The sequence below is a fragment of the Pseudomonas sp. UBA5568 genome, assembly GCF_002425525.1.
Taxonomy (GTDB): domain Bacteria; phylum Pseudomonadota; class Gammaproteobacteria; order Pseudomonadales; family Pseudomonadaceae; genus Aquipseudomonas; species Aquipseudomonas fulva.
Genome location: NZ_DIMK01000033.1, coordinates 12,533 through 30,136 on the forward strand (window position 1 = coordinate 12,533; position 17,604 = coordinate 30,136).

The 17,604-nt window shown below is 61.0% G+C and carries 16 protein-coding genes; 6 read left to right on the plus strand and 10 right to left on the minus strand.

What is annotated here, in order from left to right:
- Positions 1-16: 16 nt before the first annotated feature.
- Positions 17-2,164, minus strand: a complete 2,148-nt coding sequence (gene recQ, locus B2S33_RS10850) for a DNA helicase RecQ (protein ID WP_288650263.1) — start codon at positions 2,162-2,164, stop codon at positions 17-19.
- Between the two features lie 241 nt (positions 2,165-2,405).
- On the opposite strand from recQ, the gene B2S33_RS10855 reads away from it, so the two are divergent.
- The 3 genes from B2S33_RS10855 (at position 2,406) to B2S33_RS10865 (ending at position 5,034) form a co-directional block, all read left to right on the plus strand.
- Positions 2,406-2,993 carry a UPF0149 family protein gene (locus tag B2S33_RS10855; RefSeq protein WP_059183734.1) on the plus strand — a complete coding sequence of 196 codons (588 nt, stop codon included), beginning with the start codon at positions 2,406-2,408 and terminating at the stop codon, positions 2,991-2,993.
- Between the two features lie 6 nt (positions 2,994-2,999).
- Positions 3,000-3,365: a YbaN family protein gene (locus tag B2S33_RS10860; protein ID WP_028688035.1), complete on the plus strand. Its 366-nt coding sequence runs from the start codon at positions 3,000-3,002 to the stop codon at positions 3,363-3,365.
- A gap of 310 nt (positions 3,366-3,675) precedes the next feature.
- Complete coding sequence (locus B2S33_RS10865) at positions 3,676-5,034, plus strand: TolC family outer membrane protein (protein WP_023533803.1); 1,359 nt, start codon at positions 3,676-3,678, stop codon at positions 5,032-5,034.
- A gap of 17 nt (positions 5,035-5,051) precedes the next feature.
- Here B2S33_RS10865 and B2S33_RS10870 read toward each other — a convergent pair whose 3' ends face one another.
- From B2S33_RS10870 to B2S33_RS10890, 5 genes are all read right to left on the minus strand, one after another.
- On the minus strand, positions 5,052-5,663 hold the full coding sequence (locus tag B2S33_RS10870; protein WP_027915887.1) for a tRNA-uridine aminocarboxypropyltransferase: 612 nt from the start codon (positions 5,661-5,663) through the stop codon (positions 5,052-5,054).
- A gap of 90 nt (positions 5,664-5,753) precedes the next feature.
- Entirely contained in the window at positions 5,754-7,319 is a 1,566-nt protein-coding gene (locus tag B2S33_RS10875; RefSeq protein WP_197874276.1) for a methyl-accepting chemotaxis protein, read from the minus strand.
- Between the two features lie 346 nt (positions 7,320-7,665).
- Positions 7,666-7,794, minus strand: coding sequence for a PA1414 family protein (locus B2S33_RS10880; protein ID WP_023533827.1), 129 nt, complete (start codon positions 7,792-7,794; stop codon positions 7,666-7,668).
- A 186-nt stretch (positions 7,795-7,980) separates the two neighbouring features.
- Positions 7,981-8,907, minus strand: a complete 927-nt coding sequence (locus tag B2S33_RS10885) for a DMT family transporter (RefSeq protein ID WP_027915885.1) — start codon at positions 8,905-8,907, stop codon at positions 7,981-7,983.
- 95 nt (positions 8,908-9,002) lie between these two features.
- A complete protein-coding gene (locus B2S33_RS10890) occupies positions 9,003-9,410 on the minus strand; it encodes a hypothetical protein (RefSeq protein WP_027915884.1) in 408 nt (135 codons plus the stop codon).
- Between the two features lie 200 nt (positions 9,411-9,610).
- On the opposite strand from B2S33_RS10890, the gene B2S33_RS10895 reads away from it, so the two are divergent.
- Positions 9,611-9,883 carry a hypothetical protein gene (locus B2S33_RS10895; protein WP_023533746.1) on the plus strand — a complete coding sequence of 91 codons (273 nt, stop codon included), beginning with the start codon at positions 9,611-9,613 and terminating at the stop codon, positions 9,881-9,883.
- A gap of 57 nt (positions 9,884-9,940) precedes the next feature.
- Here the strand turns inward: B2S33_RS10895 and B2S33_RS10900 are convergent, their stop codons facing one another.
- A complete protein-coding gene (locus tag B2S33_RS10900) occupies positions 9,941-11,263 on the minus strand; it encodes a DEAD/DEAH box helicase (protein WP_288650264.1) in 1,323 nt (440 codons plus the stop codon).
- Positions 11,264-11,403: 140 nt separating this feature from the next.
- On the opposite strand from B2S33_RS10900, the gene B2S33_RS10905 reads away from it, so the two are divergent.
- Together B2S33_RS10905 and B2S33_RS10910 are read left to right on the plus strand one after the other, a co-directional pair.
- Positions 11,404-12,711: a mechanosensitive ion channel family protein gene (locus tag B2S33_RS10905; RefSeq protein WP_132578678.1), complete on the plus strand. Its 1,308-nt coding sequence runs from the start codon at positions 11,404-11,406 to the stop codon at positions 12,709-12,711.
- A gap of 111 nt (positions 12,712-12,822) precedes the next feature.
- Positions 12,823-13,821, plus strand: a complete 999-nt coding sequence (locus B2S33_RS10910) for a DUF2314 domain-containing protein (protein WP_280076749.1) — start codon at positions 12,823-12,825, stop codon at positions 13,819-13,821.
- A 129-nt stretch (positions 13,822-13,950) separates the two neighbouring features.
- Here the strand turns inward: B2S33_RS10910 and B2S33_RS10915 are convergent, their stop codons facing one another.
- From B2S33_RS10915 to rpsA, 3 genes are all read right to left on the minus strand, one after another.
- On the minus strand, positions 13,951-14,886 hold the full coding sequence (locus B2S33_RS10915) for an AEC family transporter (protein WP_280076748.1): 936 nt from the start codon (positions 14,884-14,886) through the stop codon (positions 13,951-13,953).
- Position 14,887: 1 nt separating this feature from the next.
- Positions 14,888-15,763 (minus strand): carboxylate/amino acid/amine transporter, encoded by an 876-nt coding sequence (locus B2S33_RS10920; RefSeq protein WP_111475164.1) that lies wholly within the window; start codon positions 15,761-15,763, stop codon positions 14,888-14,890.
- A 154-nt stretch (positions 15,764-15,917) separates the two neighbouring features.
- Complete coding sequence (rpsA, locus tag B2S33_RS10925; protein WP_003252673.1) at positions 15,918-17,594, minus strand: 30S ribosomal protein S1; 1,677 nt, start codon at positions 17,592-17,594, stop codon at positions 15,918-15,920.
- Between the last annotated feature and the right edge of the window lie 10 nt (positions 17,595-17,604).

Below are 17,604 nucleotides of genomic sequence, written 5' to 3' on the forward strand. Positions count from 1 at the left end.
AAGGCAGCGTGCATCGTTACAGCTCGAACTCTGCCGCCAAGGCGGCACGCACGCAGTGCAAGACGACGTCTGGCACACGTGATCCGAACAACGGCGCAATGGTGGAAACGGGTGGCAATTCGCCTTCGCCGTCGAGGAAGGCATCCTGGATCTCCGACAGAAGATCTTCCGGCAGGTCCAGCGCCTGTTCGAGGTTAAGCTCCTGACGCCCCAACGCCTCGGCCAGCAGGCTGTAGACATTCTTTTCCGTGCAGTCGAGCTGGCCGGCGATCTGCGCCGGCGTCATGCCGGCGCGGGCCAGGCTGACCAACTCATGACGCAAGTCCAGTACCACCTTCGGCGCCTCAGGGGTACCGCCACTGCCATTGAGCACTTCCAGGAAAGCCTGCCCGTAGCGTTCCAGCTTGCGGGCGCCAACACCGCTGACCTGCGCCATGTCGCTTAGGGTCACCGGCTGGCTGCGCAGCATCTCGAGCAAGGTGGAGTCCGGGAAGATGACGTAAGGCGGGACGCGGTGCTCTTCGGCAAGCTTGCGGCGCAAGGTGCGCAGCGCTTCCCACAATTCGCGTTCTTCTGCGCGCACCAACTGGCTGGCCGGGCTGCCGCCGCCAGAAGACGATGCCTTGGCCACGGTCTGCGGCTTCAGATCACGGCGCAGTTGCAACGTGACCTCGCCCCGCAACAGCGGCCGGCAGCTGTCCGATAGGCGCAGGCCGCCGTAGCCTTCCAGGTCGATATCCACCAGGCCACGGGCCACCAGTTGGCGGAACAGGGAGCGCCAATCGGCCTCGGCCAGCGCCTTGCCGACGCCGAACACCGACAGTTTGTCATGTCCGAAATTGGTCACTTTCTCGGTCTGCTTGCCTAGCAGCACGTCCACCAAATGCCCCACGCCATAACGCTGGCCGGTACGAAATACCGCTGACAACGCCTGACGGGCAGGCTCGGTGGCATCCCACGTCTGCACATTGTCGACACAGTTGTCGCAGTGCCCGCAGGGCTGTTCCAGCGTCTCATCGAAGTACGCCAGCAAGGTCTGGCGTCGGCAACGTGTCTCCTCGCACAAGGCAAGCATCGCGTCGAGCTTGTGCTGCTCGATGCGCTTGTGGCGCTCGTCACCTTCGGAGTTCTGCAGCATCTGCTTTAGCATGACCATGTCCTGCAAGCCGTACGCCATCCAGGCGTCCGAAGGCAGGCCGTCACGACCGGCGCGACCGGTTTCCTGATAGTAGGCTTCCAGCGACTTTGGCAGGTCCAAGTGCGCGACGAAACGCACGTTGGGTTTGTCGATGCCCATGCCAAAGGCGATGGTCGCGACCATGATCAGCCCTTCTTCGTTGAGGAACCGATGCTGGTTGGCCGAGCGCGTTTCAGCCGGCAGACCGGCGTGGTATGGCAGCGCCGGGAAGCCCTGGTCGCAGAGAAAGGCAGCGGTTTCGTCGACTTTCTTGCGCGACAGGCAATAGACGATACCTGCGTTTCCACGGCGTTCGCCGAGAAACGCCATGAGCTGCTTGCGGGGCGCTTCCTTGGGGACGATGCGGTAGAAGATGTTCGGCCGGTCGAAGCTCGAGAGAAAGCGCTCGGCCCCCTGCAGGTGCAGGCGCTGGACGATTTCTTCCCGGGTACGCATGTCCGCTGTGGCGGTGAGCGCGATGCGGGGTACATGGGGGAACAGCTCGGCCAGTTGGCCCAGTTGCAAGTATTCGGGACGAAAATCGTGGCCCCACTGAGATACGCAGTGGGCTTCGTCGATGGCGAACAGCGAAATGTCCAGGTCGCGCAGAAAATCGAGCATGCGCGGTTGCACCAGGCGCTCTGGCGCCAGGTAGAGCATCTTCACCTCGCCGCGGCGCAGGCGCCCGGCCAGCTCACGTTGCTGCTCGGCGTTGAGCGTGGAGTTCAGCGCAGCGGCCGACACCCCCAGTTCATCGAGCGTGGCGACCTGGTCGTCCATCAGTGCGATCAACGGCGACACCACCACGGTCAAGCCTGGGCGCAGCAACCCCGGCACCTGGAAACACAGCGACTTGCCGCCACCTGTGGGCATCAGCACCAGGGCATCGCCACCATTGGCTACGCATTCGATGATCGCTGCCTGGCGCCCTCGGAAGCTGTCGTAGCCGAAGATGTCCTTGAGAACGCGCTGAGCCTGTTCGAGCATGTGCAACTCCAAAAACGCCGTACCACCCCGCTACAGGCTGGACGAAAAACCCGCGCCGCACACGCCGAATGCGTAAGCGGTTTTTGCCAAGGGCCCGACAACGGTGGGCCTTTGGCTGGAAACCGCCAAGTATACCGCACCCACCCCCTGCACTGGCACCGTTGCGATGGGCGTGTCTTTGCCCCGCTGACGCTGCAAGGTGCTAGAATTCGGTATCGTTTATTCCCAAGGTAGCCCCGTAATGTCCTTCGCCGAGCAACTGACCCGCCTGCAAGCCTTCCTCGACGCCGATGAGCTGCACGAAGAAGCGCTGGACTATGTCGCCGCCCACGGCTACCTCACTGCCTTGTCGATCAACGCCGAGGAGGTGCCCGAGCGCGAATGGATCGACGCCTTGTTCGCCGAAGAACCGCACTACGCCAGCGAGGCCCAGCGCGAGGAGATCGAAGTCACCCTGGTTGCCCTCAAAGGCCATATCGCGCGCCAGTTGGCCAGCGATGACGAGTTCGAACTGCCGTGCGACCTGGATCTGGGCGATGACCCAGACGACTCCGACCTGCGCGGCTGGTGCATCGGCTTCATGGAAGGGGTTTTCCTGCGTGAGGAAGCCTGGTTCGAGAACGCCGAGGAAGAAGTGAGCGAGATGCTGCTACCGATCATGGTCGGTTCTGGCCTGTTCGACGAGCAGCCTGAATTTGCCGACATCGCCAGTAATGCCAGCCTCCAGGACGACATGATCGTGCAGATTCCCGAGGCCCTGACCGCGCTGTTCCTGCTGCTGCATGCTCCGGAAGAGAAACCGGCACTGCTCAAGCCCCGTCACCACTAAGCTGGCATGCGCTACCTGTTGCTGGCCATCGGCTGGCTGAGCGTGGCGCTGGGCGTGGTCGGCATCTTCCTGCCGGTACTGCCGACCACGCCGTTTCTCCTGCTGGCAGCGGCGTGTTTTGCCCGCAGCTCGCCGCGCTTTCACAACTGGTTGGTCAACCACCCTCGCCTGGGGCCCTGGATCAGGGGCTATCTCGGGGGCGAGGGGATGCCGCTCAAAGCCAAGGCTTACGCCCTAGGCCTGATGTGGTTGAGTATCGCCGTTTCCTGCTACCTGGTTGCGTTTCCTTGGGCACGGCTGTTCATGCTGGCCAGTGCGGTGGGCGTCACTGTCTACATTCTTCGACAAAAAACCTATACACCGCGTAAGTGACAATAATTTGTCGCCAAATATCAATTTGGCCTTCCGTGCTGGTTTTTTATCTAAATCCGTTCTGGAACTGCCTGTAGCCCATGTCCAGCGCCATCTGGACGGCGCCGAGTGGCGCCTGACTCAGCAGCAACCCTACTAATCGTTAGACAATTAATGTCGAACATGGCACGTTGATATGAATAAATCTTCTTACTCATTCCAGTGAATGTACTTAGCTGTGGGCTTAAAAACCTGCAACACTATACGGCATCAAAATATAGTCATTTTTTTGGCGATCTGCAGGAAAAACCAGGATCAGGGAGAGGTACCCATGCGTCTTTTGAACCCCATCACCAGCGCGTTGCTGTTGGCTCTGGCAAGTGCCCACGTGCAGGCGATGTCGATCACCGAAGCTGTCCAAAGCGCCGTGGACTACCACCCCCAGGTCAGCTCGAACCGCAACAGCAAGTTGTCTGCTGATGAAGATGTGAAGTTCGCCCGTGGCGGCTACTACCCCTCCGTCGACTTGGTGGCGGGCTACGGCCGTCAGCGCTCTGACAACGCCAATACGCGCGCAGAAGGTCGTCATAACAAAGAAACCCTCAACTACTCCCAGGCCGACCTGCGCCTGCGGCAGATGATCTTCGATGGGTTCAACACCTCCAGCGAGGTGGGCCGCACCCAAGCGGTCTCCACTTCCCGTGCGTACTACACCCAGGCGGTGGCTCAGGACGTTGCCTTGCGCGCCATCGAGGTCTACCTGGAAGTGCTCAAGCGCCGCGAACTGGTGAGCCTTGCCAAGAACAACCTGCAAGCCCACCTGCGAGTGAACGACCAGATCGGCCTGCGCAACGAACGGGGCGTAGGCAGCACGGCTGACCTAGACCAGTCCCGTGCCCGTCGCGCCCTGGCGGAAAACAACCTGGATACCGCAGAGGTCGACCTGGCCGATGCCGAGGCCAACTTCTTCAGCGTCGTAGGCCGTGTGCCGGATGAGCTGGAAGACCCGCAAGCGGTTGCCGTGCAGATGCCTGCAACGCTGGAAGAAGCACGCGAAGGCATGCGCCAGAACAACCCCTACATCAAGTCGGCACAGGCAGACGTGAACGCTGCCGAAGAGCAGTACAAGGTTGCCAAGTCGACCTTCTACCCGCGCTTTGATGCCATTCTGGCCACCGGTGCCAACAACAACACCGGCGGTGAAAAAGGCCACAGCAACAACGACTGGCAGGCAGGCGTAGAGATGAACTACAACCTGTTCCGCGGTGGCAGCGACAAGGCACGCCTGAACTCCGATGCGCACAAGATCAACCAGGCTATGGACATTCGCAACAATGCACTGCGCGAGCTGACCGAAAACCTGAGCCTGGCCTGGAACGCCTTGAACAACGCCAGCAAGCAGTTGCCTACCGCGCGCGAATACGCCGACACCACCAAACGGGTACGTGCTGCCTACCAGGACCAGTTTGGCCTTGGCCAGCGCACCCTGCTTGACGTGCTCGACAGTGAGAACGAGCTGTACAACGCCGACCGTCGTTACACCGAGGTACGTTACACCGAGGCCTATTCCCGCTACCGGGTACTGGCCACCATGGGCGAGCTGTTGAGCAAGCAGCGCATCTCGCTGCCGCCTGACGCCTATGCTGCCACCGAGGTGCGCACCGAAGCCCATCTGCCCGAGATGCGCTGATTGCACCGGGGCGCCGTTCAGGGCGCCCCTGTGTCCTTGCGATGATTACGCTGGTAGGTGCCTGCCCCCATGGCTTGGATCTGCCCTTCGATCAGGCCTTCGAACGGCGCCAGCACGGCGTCGAAGCTGACCGGTTGCTCGAGCACGTTCAAGGCCTGCACCACCGCCTCGATGGTCGATAGCGCGCCTGCCTCCGGGGCCTTGCGCAGTCGGTAGCGTGACGGCGTCACATTCCCTAGGGTTACTTTCGGCAGAGCCGCCAGCAGCGGGTTGAGGTACATCAACTTGCGCGCCTTGCGCCAGGTGCCGTCCGGCACGACCAGCAACAACGGCATGCCGTCGGTCTGCGTGTAAGGCCCGAGCGCTTGTGAGTCCGCGCCCGGGAACAACACCACTGGCCGATAACCTGGCATTGCCAGCCATTGATCCAGGTCCTTGAATACCTCACCTACGTGCAACTGGGCATTGACCAGGCCAAGCGCTGCCAGGCGAGCCGTGTTCAGCGCATGAGACGCCTCGCTTGGGTGCTGCAGCAGCAACACGCGGGTCCTGCTGCTGATCGCAGGTATCAAGGCGCAGAGGCAATGGTCGAGGGGGCGCAGGCAGCGCTCGCAGCGGGGTCTGGACATGGGATCTCCTTGGCCGCGCAGTGTGCCACACAATCGCAGATCAACTGGCACGCCTTCAGGCCAAAGCGCGCCCAACGCAGGCATTGGCGATCAGCGATTGAAGCGCTCGGCCAAGCCATAGAGGTAGTCGGCCATGCGTTCGAGGTCCTGGCTGATTTGCGCGCCTTGCCGTGCCTGCCCGGCGCTTTGATCGCACAACTGGGCAATGCGCGTGATCTGCTGGTTGATGTCCTCGGCCACATGGCTTTGCTGTTCGGAAGCGGCAGCCATCTGCTGGCTCATGCCTGTGATCCTGCTGACCGCCTGGGCGATGCCGACCAGCGCGTTCTGCACGGCCTCGACGCTTTGCCTGCTGTCGCGCGCGATGCGTTCACCGTGGCCGGCGGAACTCACCGCCCGCTCGGCACCGGCGCGCAGGGTGGCGATGATCTGGTGAATTTCCTCGGTCGAGGTGCGGGTACGCTGGGCCAGCGAACGGACCTCGTCGGCCACCACGGCAAACCCCCGCCCTTGCTCTCCCGCACGGGCTGCTTCGATAGCAGCGTTGAGTGCCAGCAGGTTGGTCTGCTCGGCAATGGCAGTGATCACATCGACCACGCTGCCGATGGACTGGGTCTGCTGAGCGAGCGCATTGACGGCCTGGCCAATGTCACTGACCGCCTCGCTCATGCTGTCCATGGCGTGCAGGCTCTGCTGGGCCAGCTCGCTGCCGCGCTGAGCGAGCTGATCGGCGTCACCGGCAGCATGGGCCGTGTTCTGAACGTTCTGCGTGACCTGCTGGATGGTGGCTGCCATCTCGGCGATGGCAGTGGCCGATTGATCCGTTTCACTGCGCTGACGGTCAAGCATCGCGGCCTGGGTGTCTGACAATTTCGAGGATTGTGACGCCCGGTCCTTGACCCCCACGCCTGCATCCTCAAGCCGGGTCAGGGCCGTTTGCAGGCGTGCTTCTTCACTCAGGATGGCCAGGTCCATTTGCCCATGCAGCCCGGGGCTGGCGCTATAGGTCAGCGCCACCAGCGGGCTGGTGAAAGCCTTGGGGTGTGCGGCCAGCGTGCGCTGGATGGCTTGGCTGTGCTGGCGTTCGATGATGTACCAGGCCAGCAGCAGACTGGTCATCAGTATCGCCAGCGCAGCGTAGGCCGGCAGGCTGGCATAGGCGAACGCCGATATCACCCCGGCGGCGGCAAGCGGCCAGCCAGTCCCCAGGCGCTGACGCACACGTGCCACCCAAGGCAACGCGGCGCGGTCACTGCGCAGGCGTGCGTACAGGCGCTCGGCACGTGCGATCTGCGCGCGGCTGGGCACTGAACGCACTGACTCGTAACCACTGACGCGGCCTTGTTCGTAGATGGGCGTGACATAGGCACTGACCCAGTAATAGTCACCGTTCTTTGCCCGGTTTTTGACGATTCCCATCCAGGGCTTGCCCTGCTTGATGGTGTCCCACATATGGCCAAACACCGCGGCGGGCATATCCGGGTGACGTACCAAATTGTGGGGCTGACCCACCAACTCGTCATAGGTGAAGCCACTGATGGCCACGAACGCTTCGTTGCAGTAGGTGATTCGGCTATCCAGATCGGTGGTCGAGATCAGGCGCTGATCGCCGGGGAAGGTTCTTTCGTGCTCGGTGACGGGCAGGTTCGTGCGCATCTTCGGCGATCCTTGCAGGATGAAAATGTGAGAAAAATAGGCGCAAGGTTGATATGTAGCAGAGCGCTTTCAAATAGGAGGCCGTAGCCGCAGGAAATTATTGCATCCTGACGAAATACATCAACGCAATGTTTAACCCAATGTCGCAGCTGGCTGAAACAGGTCGCAATGAACGGGGATGAGCGCATGAAGCGGGAGGCATGACAGGGGGCGGAGCGGGGTTGCATCAGGCGGCATTAAGCCGCCTGAACAGACGGAGCCTAGCAGCGGACGTGCCGGGAGCAGAAACGCTGATCGGAACAAAAAAGCCGCTCTACCCAAAAAGGGGAGAACGGCCTTCGCTCGCTCAGCGGCGTCGTGGCTGGCGAGGGCGCTGCTTTTCGTCAGTCGGTATGGGAACCGGCTGCAAGGGCGGCGGAATCAAACCCAAGGCAACCCCAAGGTCGTGGAGCCAGTTGTACAGTGCTTTATTCATAATGCCCCCTTTACGGGTAAGCCTAACGGCGAATCAGTTCGGCGCTGCCTTACACAGATCATAGCCGCATGTATCGGCTGACGCCTATATCTGATCTTACAGATGGGGGTGATTGTGACGCCGATCAAGCCGTTTGGGGGATTTCCTGGCACCGCCAATCGTTTCCCTATGTTACTGCTTGCCCCCTCATCCGACCCATTTGCGCAATTGCTGCCGTACCCAGGGCTCGGCACTTACCAGAACCACCCCCAAGAGCACCAGCACAGCGCCAAGTACGAAATTCACGGTCAGCGGCTCGCCCAGGATCAACACCCCGAAGGTGACGCCGAACAGGGGCGTGATGAATGAAAACACAGCCAGGTTCGATGCCAGGTATTTGCGCAACAGCCAGAACCAGGTCAGGTAGCTGATGAACGAGACGATTACGCCCTGAAACAACACGCTCCCAACCGCCAGCGGCGTCATGACCACATCGCCGGCCTGCCCCGTGATCAGCCCAATGAGCAGTAAACCGACGAAACCTACGGCTAGCTGATAGAACAGGGTAAGGGTTGCCGGCGCCTCGGAAAGCCGCGACCCCCTGACCACGACCGTGGTCGCGCCCCACGCCAAGCCGGCCAGTACCCCGAAGGCATCTCCCAGCAAGGTGCGTCCGTCCATGTTGGCCCATGACGTCCCACCCGCAAAGGCCATTGCAATGCCCACGAACGCCAGCAGTATACCCAGCCACTGCAACAACCTCAGCCGTTCGCTGGGCAGCATGAAATGCAGGCCAAGGGCGGTGAAGATTGGCGCTGTGTACAGGAACACTGACATGTGCGCGGCCGTGGTCAGCTTGAGCCCTTCGGCAATGAACAGAAACTCAAGCCCGAACAACCCACCCGCCAGTACACCCGCGCGCCAGGTCACCCCCATCTGCTTCCAGTCGCCGCGCCAAAGCACCATCAACCCGACCAGCACCGCAGCGATGCAATTGCGCAGGGTTGCCTGCATCACCGGGGCAATGTCCACGGCGGCCGTTTTTATCAGCACCTGCTGGCTGCCCCAGATCAGGCAGAGCACCACCATGACCTGGAACGCGAAGGCATCGGGGTTCTTGCGGGCCACGCTCATCGGCGGACCTCGAGACGGTACAAAGGCATGCGCAGTGATTCACCTGAAGAGAGGGACAGGAGATTATCGATTCACGCATGCCTCACTGGCCAGCCTTAAATGGCACCACCGGCAATCTGCGCCTTGGACGAGACGTGCTCGAAGGTGCGTTCATCCAACGCATCTTCCTGATCGTCCAGCACTTGCCGCGGGTGTTCAAAGCCTGGAATGCTGCTGTCGATCAGGCTCATCAGGCGCGACCCTCGCTCGGTCAGTACGAAGTTCTCGCCGTTACCACCCTCCTCTTCCGGGCGGCTTTGAATATAGCCTCGCTCCAGAAGCAGCTTCTCATAGTCGCAGGCCTGGGTTTTGAGGCGATCCAGGTCACCGACCGGCTCCCCCTTGGCCGCCAGATCAGCGGCATGCGCTTCGGCATAAGGGCGAGGCGTGAAGTTCTGCCCGCTACCGTTTTGTACTTCATGCAACAAGCGTTCGATCAGGTCCCAGTTATAGACAGTACGCATGCGATTACCTCCTGGTGTGCGTCGAGGATGTACACAGGCTTGGGACCTTCCGAATCTTCGCACGTTCCACGCAAATGGCCTGAAGGTCGCGTGCATTAGCTGCAAGAAACCACGCCAGCTTCTGCCCATTCATCCAAGGCTGTGAACCAATCGGTTCGCTGCACCTCAACCGTCCATCAACAACGCCGGAGGGCTAAAGGATGAAACCACTGCTGCGTATTACTTGCCTGGTTACCTTGTGCAGCGCGGTGCCCGCCTGGGCATGCACGCCGGAAGAAGCGACGCAAAAACGCGAGGAACTGGCTGGGCTGGTGGCTCAACTGACCGAACAGAACCCGGCGAAGGCCAAGGAAATCAACGAGGAACTGCAAGGCATGCAGCTGGGAACCGCCAGCAAGGACTTGCCGGACAAGTGTCAGTTGATCGACACGCGTATCAAGGAATTGAAAGCGGCCGAGAAAAAGGCAGGATGATACAGGGACGTTAGGCCAGAGCAGCGCTGAGCGCTGCCCTGGCCCAGACCCCTGGTATTACTCGGCTGAGGGCTTGCGCTTCTTCAACGGTGCGAGCCCATCGGAGCTGGTCAACGGTGCGTTGGCCTTGGGCGTGGCCGTAGGCTTGCGCTTGGCAGTGGCCTTCTTGTCACCACCTTTCTTGTCCGTCTTCTTCTTTTTGGTACTGGCAGCCTTGCCAGACGCCTTGACCTTCTTGGGCCCGCTATAGGTGCCCTTGACTTCCTTGATGACCCGGCGCTCGAACTGCTGCTTGAGGTAGCGCTCGATGCTGGACATCAGGTTCCAGTCGTTATGGGTGATCAGCGAGATCGCCAGGCCTTCGCCGCCGGCGCGCCCGGTACGGCCCACCCGGTGCACGTATTCATCGCCGCTGCGTGGCATGTCGAAGTTGATGACCAGGTCCAGCCCATCGATGTCCAGGCCCCGCGCGGCCACGTCGGTGGCGACCAACACCTTGGAGCTGCCCTGCTTGAAGCGCTCGATGGCCAGCTTGCGGTCTTTCTGGTCCTTCTCGCCATGCAGCACGAACGCCTTGACGTCCTTGGCGACCAGGTGACCGTAGATACGGTCGGCCATGGCGCGGGTATTGGAGAAGATGATCGCCTTGTCGAAGGTTTCGTTGGCCAGCAGCCATTGCACGATCTGCTCTTTGTGCTGGTCATGGTCGGCGGTGATGATCTGTTGGCGAGTGCCCTCGGCCAATTGTGACACGCTGTTGAGCATCAGGTGCTCAGGGTCCTTCAGGACCTTGCCGATCATGTCGCGCAAGGCCGCGCCGCCGGTAGTGGCCGAGAACAGCAGGGTCTGCTCGCGGTTTTCGCATTCCTTGCACAGGCGCTCCATGTCTTCGGCGAAGCCCATGTCGAGCATGCGGTCGGCTTCGTCCAGGATCAGCACCTGGACGTGGGACAGGTCGAGGTTGCCGGCGTTGAGCTGCTCAAGCAAACGGCCCGGTGTGCCGATCAGCACGTCCGGCACCTTGCGCAGCATGGCGGCCTGTTCCTTGAAGTCTTCGCCCCCTGTCACCAGGCCCGACTTGATGTAGGTGAACTGCGAGAACAGCTGCACCTGCTTGAGGGTCTGCTGTGCCAGCTCACGGGTAGGCAGCAGGATCAGCGCGCGAATCTCCACACGACGCTCGCGCAGATCGACCAGACGATTGAGCAGCGGCAGAACGAACGCTGCCGTCTTGCCACTGCCGGTCTGCGCGGTGACACGCAGGTCCCGCCCTTGCAGCGCCAGGGGAATGGCGGCGGCCTGCACCGGGGTAGGCTCGACGAATTTAAGCTCGGCCACGGCTTTGAGCAGGCGTTCGTGCAAGGCGAATTGGGAGAACACGGAGGTAACCTCAGGCAAGTACGGAAATCAGCTGCATAGGGTAACGTTTTCTAGCGATTTAGCCGAATTTCTTTTGGCATGGGCCTGCCCATCCGCGTTCTAATAACGCTTCGTTTGGCAACAAGACTGTAAGCAAGCCCATGGACATCCAACGCTTCTGGCGCGACTCCCTCGACCTGTGGGGCACACTCGACCAACACCCCATGCTGCACGCCGCCATCGGCCTGGCCGTATTGCTGGTGATATCGCTGATTCTAGGGCGCCTGGCGCGCTTTCTGGTGCTGCACGGCGCCCGCCTGCTGGCACGCCAGCCAGCCCTGAAATGGCTCGACGACTTGCGTCACAACAAGGTCTTCCACCGCCTGGCGCAGACCACACCGTCGCTGGTGCTGCAGTTCGGGCTCAAGCTGGTGCCGGAGCTGTCCGACACCGCCCAGCACTTTCTGGGCAACCTGGCGTTGGCCTTCACGTTGCTGTTCATGACCATGGCCCTGTCGTGCCTGCTCGATGCCCTGCTCGACATCTATGCCCGCACCGAGCACGCCCGCACTCGCTCCATCAAGGGGTATGTGCAACTGGCCAAGATGATGCTGTGGATCTTCGCGGCCATCGTCATCGTCGCTACCCTGATCGACCGTTCGCCGTTGCTGCTGCTGTCTGGCCTGGGCGCGATGTCGGCCGTGCTGCTGTTGGTGTACAAGGACACGCTCTTGTCGTTCGTGGCCAGCGTGCAGCTGACCAGCAACGACATGTTGCACGTCGGCGACTGGATCGAAATGCCGCAGGTCGGCGCCGATGGCGATGTGGTGGACATTACCCTGCACACGGTCAAGGTACAGAACTTCGACAAGACCATCGTTTCCATCCCCACCTGGCGCCTGATGAGCGAATCGTTCCGCAACTACCGTGGCATGCAGCAGTCAGGCGGCCGGCGCATCAAGCGCAGCCTGTTCATCGATGCCGCCGGGGTCCGTTTTCTGACCCGAGAAGAGGAACAGCGCCTGGGCCAGGTGCGCCTGCTGGGTGACTACCTGGCCGGCAAGCGTCAGGAGCTGCAAAGCTGGAACGAAGCCTTGGGGCCGGTGGCGGAACTCTCGGCCAACCGCCGCAAGCTGACCAACATCGGCACCTTCCGCGCCTTCGCTCTGGCCTACCTGAGAAACCATCCCGACGTGCACGCGAACATGACCTGCATGGTCCGCCAGATGCAGACCACGGCAGAAGGCGTGCCGCTGGAAATCTACTGCTTCACCACCACCACGGTGTGGGCCGAGTACGAGCGCATCCAAGGGGACATCTTCGATTACCTGTTGGCGGTGCTGCCGGAGTTCGGGTTGAGCTTGTATCAGCAGCCCAGTGGCAATGACATGCGCGTAGGCCTGGCCGGGCACAATGCGCCCGTGCAGGAGCCGATGCCGCGGCATCTGGAGGAAATGAGCGAGGCTTAAGCCAGGCGGCTGTGTTCAAGGCTCGCCAGCCTCTCGAACCAGCTCCCTGCTCTTCGGTCAGATGACCTTGATACTCCTCGTCATCAACGCGCACTCACACGGATGTACCCCATGACCGAGCAAATCATCTACCCGGCCGACGACAACAGCCCTGCCCTTCAAGCCGCCATCGCCAATGCACAGGCCACGTTCAAGTTCTTCTGGCGCGAGCTCTCCTGGGAGGCGCGCCGGATCATCAAGGGCCTGGAAATGGCCGCCGTGAAGATGGCTTTCCCGGTCCAGGGCGACGACCCGGAACTGCCAACCGTCGAGAACATGTGGCTCAGCGAAGTGGCGTTCGACGGCGTCTCGATCAGCGGCGTACTGCTCAACGAACCGGAATGGGCTACGGGCTTCGATGCAGCGCAGCGTGTGACGCTGCCGTTTTCGGCGCTCACTGACTGGATGTACGTGTCTGCCGGTGAGGTCTATGGAGGCTTCACCATCGATGCAATGCGCAGCGAGATGCCCGCAACCGAACGTGCTGAACACGATGCGGCGTGGGGCCTGGAATTTGGTGAGCCCGGTTTCGTGACGCTCGTACCGGCACCCAAAGGGCAACCTCAGGTATTGCTCTCGCGGGCCCTGGATACTCCCGCTGACGCCGAAGCGCTCAAGCGGCTGGAAGAGGCTGACCATCCCATGGCCGTGAACATGGTGGCGCAGGTGCACGATGCACTGGTGCAACATCCTGCCATGGTGACCGATCCCGATGAGGGCGGTTGGTTGCTGCTGCACCGCGAAACGCTGGCGGGCAACTACCCGGTGGTGAGCGCTCTGCTTGAGCACGGGGCCGACACCTCGGCGCTCAACCCGCTGGGTCAAACGCCGTTGCAACTGGCCGAGCAGGCAGGCTGGCCGCGACTGGTGCGATTGTTGCGCGGGGAGGAGGTGCCGCTTGCAGCGCCGCACGCCCCTGCCCCGCAGGCGCGACCCGCTGAACCTGACGAGGAGCAGACGCACACCCGGCCCCACGCCCAGGCGCAGCCACAGCAAAACAGCCGGCCGCGCTGGATGATCGTGGCTGGCGTGGTATTCGTGGTGGCCTTGATCTGGCTGCTGGTGCGCTAGCGACCTACCCGGCGGTCAAGCAGCCGTGTCGGTGAGGCGTTCTGGACCAGCGCCTCACCCTCAGTGTTCAGGTCCCGGCCAGCATGTCGCTGAACGCGATCGGAATCTCTGAGCGTTCGAACCGCTCATTCACTGCGCATACCCCAAAAGGTAAAGCAGCGCCGTCAAGGTCAGCAGTGAGACCACCGTTGACCAGAGAATGGTCCTGGAGATCAAGCCCGCATCCCGGTTGTAGTACTCCGCCAGCATGAACGGCCCAGTACCGGTGGGCAGTGCAGCCAGCAGCACGGCCGAGGCGGCCCACATGTCGGGCAGGTGAAACACCTTGTACGCCAGCACCCAGGTCAGTGCCGGCTGGCCGATCAATTTCAACGCCACCAGCGGCCAGGGGCTGGCCTGTGCGCGCGGCTGTTTCTCTGCCAGAAAGGCTCCGAGCGACACCAATGCACAGGGCGTGGTGGCCAATGCGAGCATGTCGAGCAAGTGCATCACCGGTTCGGTCAGCCCCAGCCCGGTCATGGCCCACGCTGCACCTGCCAGCGGCGCGACGACCAGCGGGTTTTTGGCCAACGCCTTGAGCACCAGACCCACGGCGCGGCCCACTTCGGGCTCATCCTGCAAGCCGATTTCGATCAGCATCAGCGACAGGGCAAATACCAGGCAGACCACAATCAACGATGAAATCAGCGCTGGTTGCAAGCCAGGCTGACCGAACAGCAGCAAGCACAAGGGAATGCCGATGTAGCCGGTGTTGGCGTAGCCGGCACTCAGCCCATCGATGCTCGACGCCACTAATCCATGGCCGCCGCGCAGCCGCCATAGCAGGGTAATCGCAAACATCGCCAGGGCCCCGGCGCCAAATGCGGCGATGAACCCAGGGTGCCAGATTTCAGCCCAGGTGGCCGTGGCGGTGACCTTGAACAGCAAGGCCGGCAGGCACAGCCAGACCACCATCTTGTTGATTTCGGCCGCTGCCTTGTCGCCCAGTTTATGGGTACGGCGGCACAGGTAGCCGACGATGATCAACGCAAAGATCGGTGCGACAATCACGAAAACGGTATGCATGTCAGGCTTTGCCGGGCATTGGGGCCTGTGCCCGTGCACTGAAACGACTCAACCATACTGATCCCAGAATGATGGCTCCGCCTGCCAGAAGCCGCCCAAGCGGTTCATGCTGGTTCCAGATCAGCAGGTTGAGCAGCAGCCCCACCGGCACGTGCAGGTTGTTCATCACGGCGAGCGTGCCACCCGATACCAGGCAAGCACCCTTATTCCACCAGTACAGGCCCAGCGCCGTGGGGCACAGCCCCAGAAACACCAACACGCCCCACTGCACCGACGTGCTGGGCAGGTGTGCGCTGTTGCCGAACAACACAAACGCAGGTAGGACCACCAACAGTGCCCCCAGGTAGAAATAGCCGAACCGCGCATAGTGCGGCAGGTCACTGGGAAAACGGGCAACCAGATGCCGATACAACACTTGGCCCGCGGCATACGTGAAGTTGGCCAGCTGCAGCAACAGGAAACCCATGAAGAATTCGCCACTGATGCTGTCGAAGCGAATCACCGCCGCGCCGGCTACGGCCACCAGCGCTGCCAGCAGCGCCCATGGGTTGAACCGCCGGTTCATGGCATCTTCGATCAGGGTCACGTGCAACGGCGTAAGAATGGTGAACAGCAATACCTCAGGTACGCTGAGCACGCGAAAGCTCAAGTAAAGGCACACGTAGGTGATGCCGTACTGCAAGGCACCTATCAGCAGCATCGAGCGGACAAAGCGCGGTTCTACCTGCCGCCATCGGGTCAACGGCAGAAAGACCAGGCCCGCCAGCACCACGCGTGCAAGCACGGCAAAATAGCTGTCGACGTGGCCGGCCAGGTACTCGCCTATCAAGCTGAAAGAGAACGCCTGGATAAGCGCAACGATGATCAGATAGCCCATGGTTGTCTCTCGAAAATCAAGGTCGGGACCTTAGCGGGTTGAGGCAAGCGAGTTCAACCACGAAAAACGTAGGGACACGCCCTAAACGAGGCGAAGATGACGCCCATAAAAAAGGGCGACCCGAGGGTCGCCCTTTTTACCGATCAAACAGAACTCAGTTCTGCTTGGCCATTGCTTCGCGCAGCAGCGCAGCCATGGTGGTATCGGCAGCCGCTTCCGGAGCGTTTTTCAGGCTCTGGATGGCTTCACGCTCTTCAGCGTCGTCCTTGGACTTGATCGACAGGCTGATGACACGCGATTTGCGGTCAACGCTGATGATCTTGGCTTCGATCTCTTCGCCTTCCTTCAGAACGTTACGCGCGTCTTCAACGCGGTCACGGCTGATTTCGGAAGCTTTCAGAGTGGCTTCGATGTCGTCGGCCAGGGTGACGATGGCACCTTTGGCGTCAACTTCTTTCACGATGCCCTTGACGATAGCGCCCTTGTCATTGACAGCAACGAAGTTGGAGAACGGATCGTCTTCCAGCTGCTTGATGCCCAGGGAGATGCGCTCGCGCTCTGGATCGACCGACAGGATGACGGTTTCCAGCTCGTCGCCCTTCTTGAAACGACGTACGGCTTCTTCGCCGGTTTCGTTCCAGGAGATGTCGGACAGGTGAACCAGGCCGTCGATGCCGCCGTCCAGACCAATGAAGATACCGAAGTCGGTGATCGACTTGATGGTACCGGTGATCTTGTCACCCTTGTTGAACTGGCCGGAGAAGTCTTCCCATGGGTTGGACTTGCACTGCTTGATGCCCAGGGAGATACGACGACGCTCTTCGTCGATGTCCAGAACCATGACTTCCACTTCGTCGCCAACCTGAACGACTTTCGACGGGTGGATGTTCTTGTTGGTCCAGTCCATTTCGGAAACGTGTACCAGACCTTCAACGCCTTCTTCCAGCTCAGCGAAGCAGCCGTAGTCGGTCAGGTTGGTTACGCGAGCCTGTACGCGAGTACCTTCTGGGTAACGGGCAGTGATAGCTACCCACGGATCTTCGCCCATCTGCTTCAGACCCAGCGAAACGCGGTTGCGCTCGCGGTCGAACTTCAGAACGCGTACGTCGACTTCGTCGCCAACGTTAACGATTTCCGATGGGTGCTTGATACGCTTCCAAGCCATGTCGGTGATGTGCAGCAGGCCGTCGATACCGCCCAGGTCCACGAATGCGCCGTAGTCGGTGAGGTTCTTGACGATACCTTTGACTTGCTGGCCTTCCTGCAGGGTTTCCAGCAGGGCTTCGCGCTCGGCGGAGTTCTCGGCTTCCAGCACGCTGCGACGGGAAACGACAACGTTGTTGCGCTTCTGGTCGAGCTTGATGACCTTGAATTCCAGCTCTTTGCCTTCCAGGTGGGTGGTGTCGCGCACTGGGCGGACATCAACCAGGGAGCCCGGCAGGAACGCACGGATGCCGTTAACGTCGACAGTGAAGCCGCCCTTAACCTTACCGTTGATAACGCCCTTGACCACTTCTTCGGCGGCGAAAGCTGCTTCCAGAACAATCCAGCACTCGGCGCGCTTGGCTTTTTCACGGGACAGCTTGGTTTCGCCAAAGCCGTCTTCGACCGCGTCCAGCGCAACGTGCACTTCGTCACCGACCTTGATGGTCAGCTCGCCAGCTTCGTTGTAGAACTGCTCGAGCGGGATGACGCCCTCGGACTTCAGGCCAGCGTGTACGGTAACCCAGTCGCCGTCGATGTCGACAACGATACCGGTGATGATCGCACCCGGCTGAAGATTGAGGGTTTTCAGGCTTTCTTCAAAGAGTTCTGCAAAGCTTTCGCTCATTTTAATTCCT

Coding starts and splice junctions, on each gene's coding strand:
- recQ (WP_288650263.1), bottom strand. CDS start 2,164: ATGCTCGAACAGGCTCAGCGCGTTCTCAAGGACATCTTCGGCTACGAC.
- B2S33_RS10855 (WP_059183734.1), top strand. CDS start 2,406: ATGTCCTTCGCCGAGCAACTGACCCGCCTGCAAGCCTTCCTCGACGCC.
- B2S33_RS10860 (WP_028688035.1), top strand. CDS start 3,000: ATGCGCTACCTGTTGCTGGCCATCGGCTGGCTGAGCGTGGCGCTGGGC.
- B2S33_RS10865 (WP_023533803.1), top strand. CDS start 3,676: ATGCGTCTTTTGAACCCCATCACCAGCGCGTTGCTGTTGGCTCTGGCA.
- B2S33_RS10870 (WP_027915887.1), bottom strand. CDS start 5,663: ATGTCCAGACCCCGCTGCGAGCGCTGCCTGCGCCCCCTCGACCATTGC.
- B2S33_RS10875 (WP_197874276.1), bottom strand. CDS start 7,319: ATGCGCACGAACCTGCCCGTCACCGAGCACGAAAGAACCTTCCCCGGC.
- B2S33_RS10880 (WP_023533827.1), bottom strand. CDS start 7,794: ATGAATAAAGCACTGTACAACTGGCTCCACGACCTTGGGGTTGCCTTG.
- B2S33_RS10885 (WP_027915885.1), bottom strand. CDS start 8,907: ATGAGCGTGGCCCGCAAGAACCCCGATGCCTTCGCGTTCCAGGTCATG.
- B2S33_RS10890 (WP_027915884.1), bottom strand. CDS start 9,410: ATGCGTACTGTCTATAACTGGGACCTGATCGAACGCTTGTTGCATGAA.
- B2S33_RS10895 (WP_023533746.1), top strand. CDS start 9,611: ATGAAACCACTGCTGCGTATTACTTGCCTGGTTACCTTGTGCAGCGCG.
- B2S33_RS10905 (WP_132578678.1), top strand. CDS start 11,404: ATGGACATCCAACGCTTCTGGCGCGACTCCCTCGACCTGTGGGGCACA.
- B2S33_RS10910 (WP_280076749.1), top strand. CDS start 12,823: ATGACCGAGCAAATCATCTACCCGGCCGACGACAACAGCCCTGCCCTT.
- B2S33_RS10915 (WP_280076748.1), bottom strand. CDS start 14,886: ATGCATACCGTTTTCGTGATTGTCGCACCGATCTTTGCGTTGATCATC.
- B2S33_RS10920 (WP_111475164.1), bottom strand. CDS start 15,763: ATGGGCTATCTGATCATCGTTGCGCTTATCCAGGCGTTCTCTTTCAGC.
- rpsA (WP_003252673.1), bottom strand. CDS start 17,594: ATGAGCGAAAGCTTTGCAGAACTCTTTGAAGAAAGCCTGAAAACCCTC.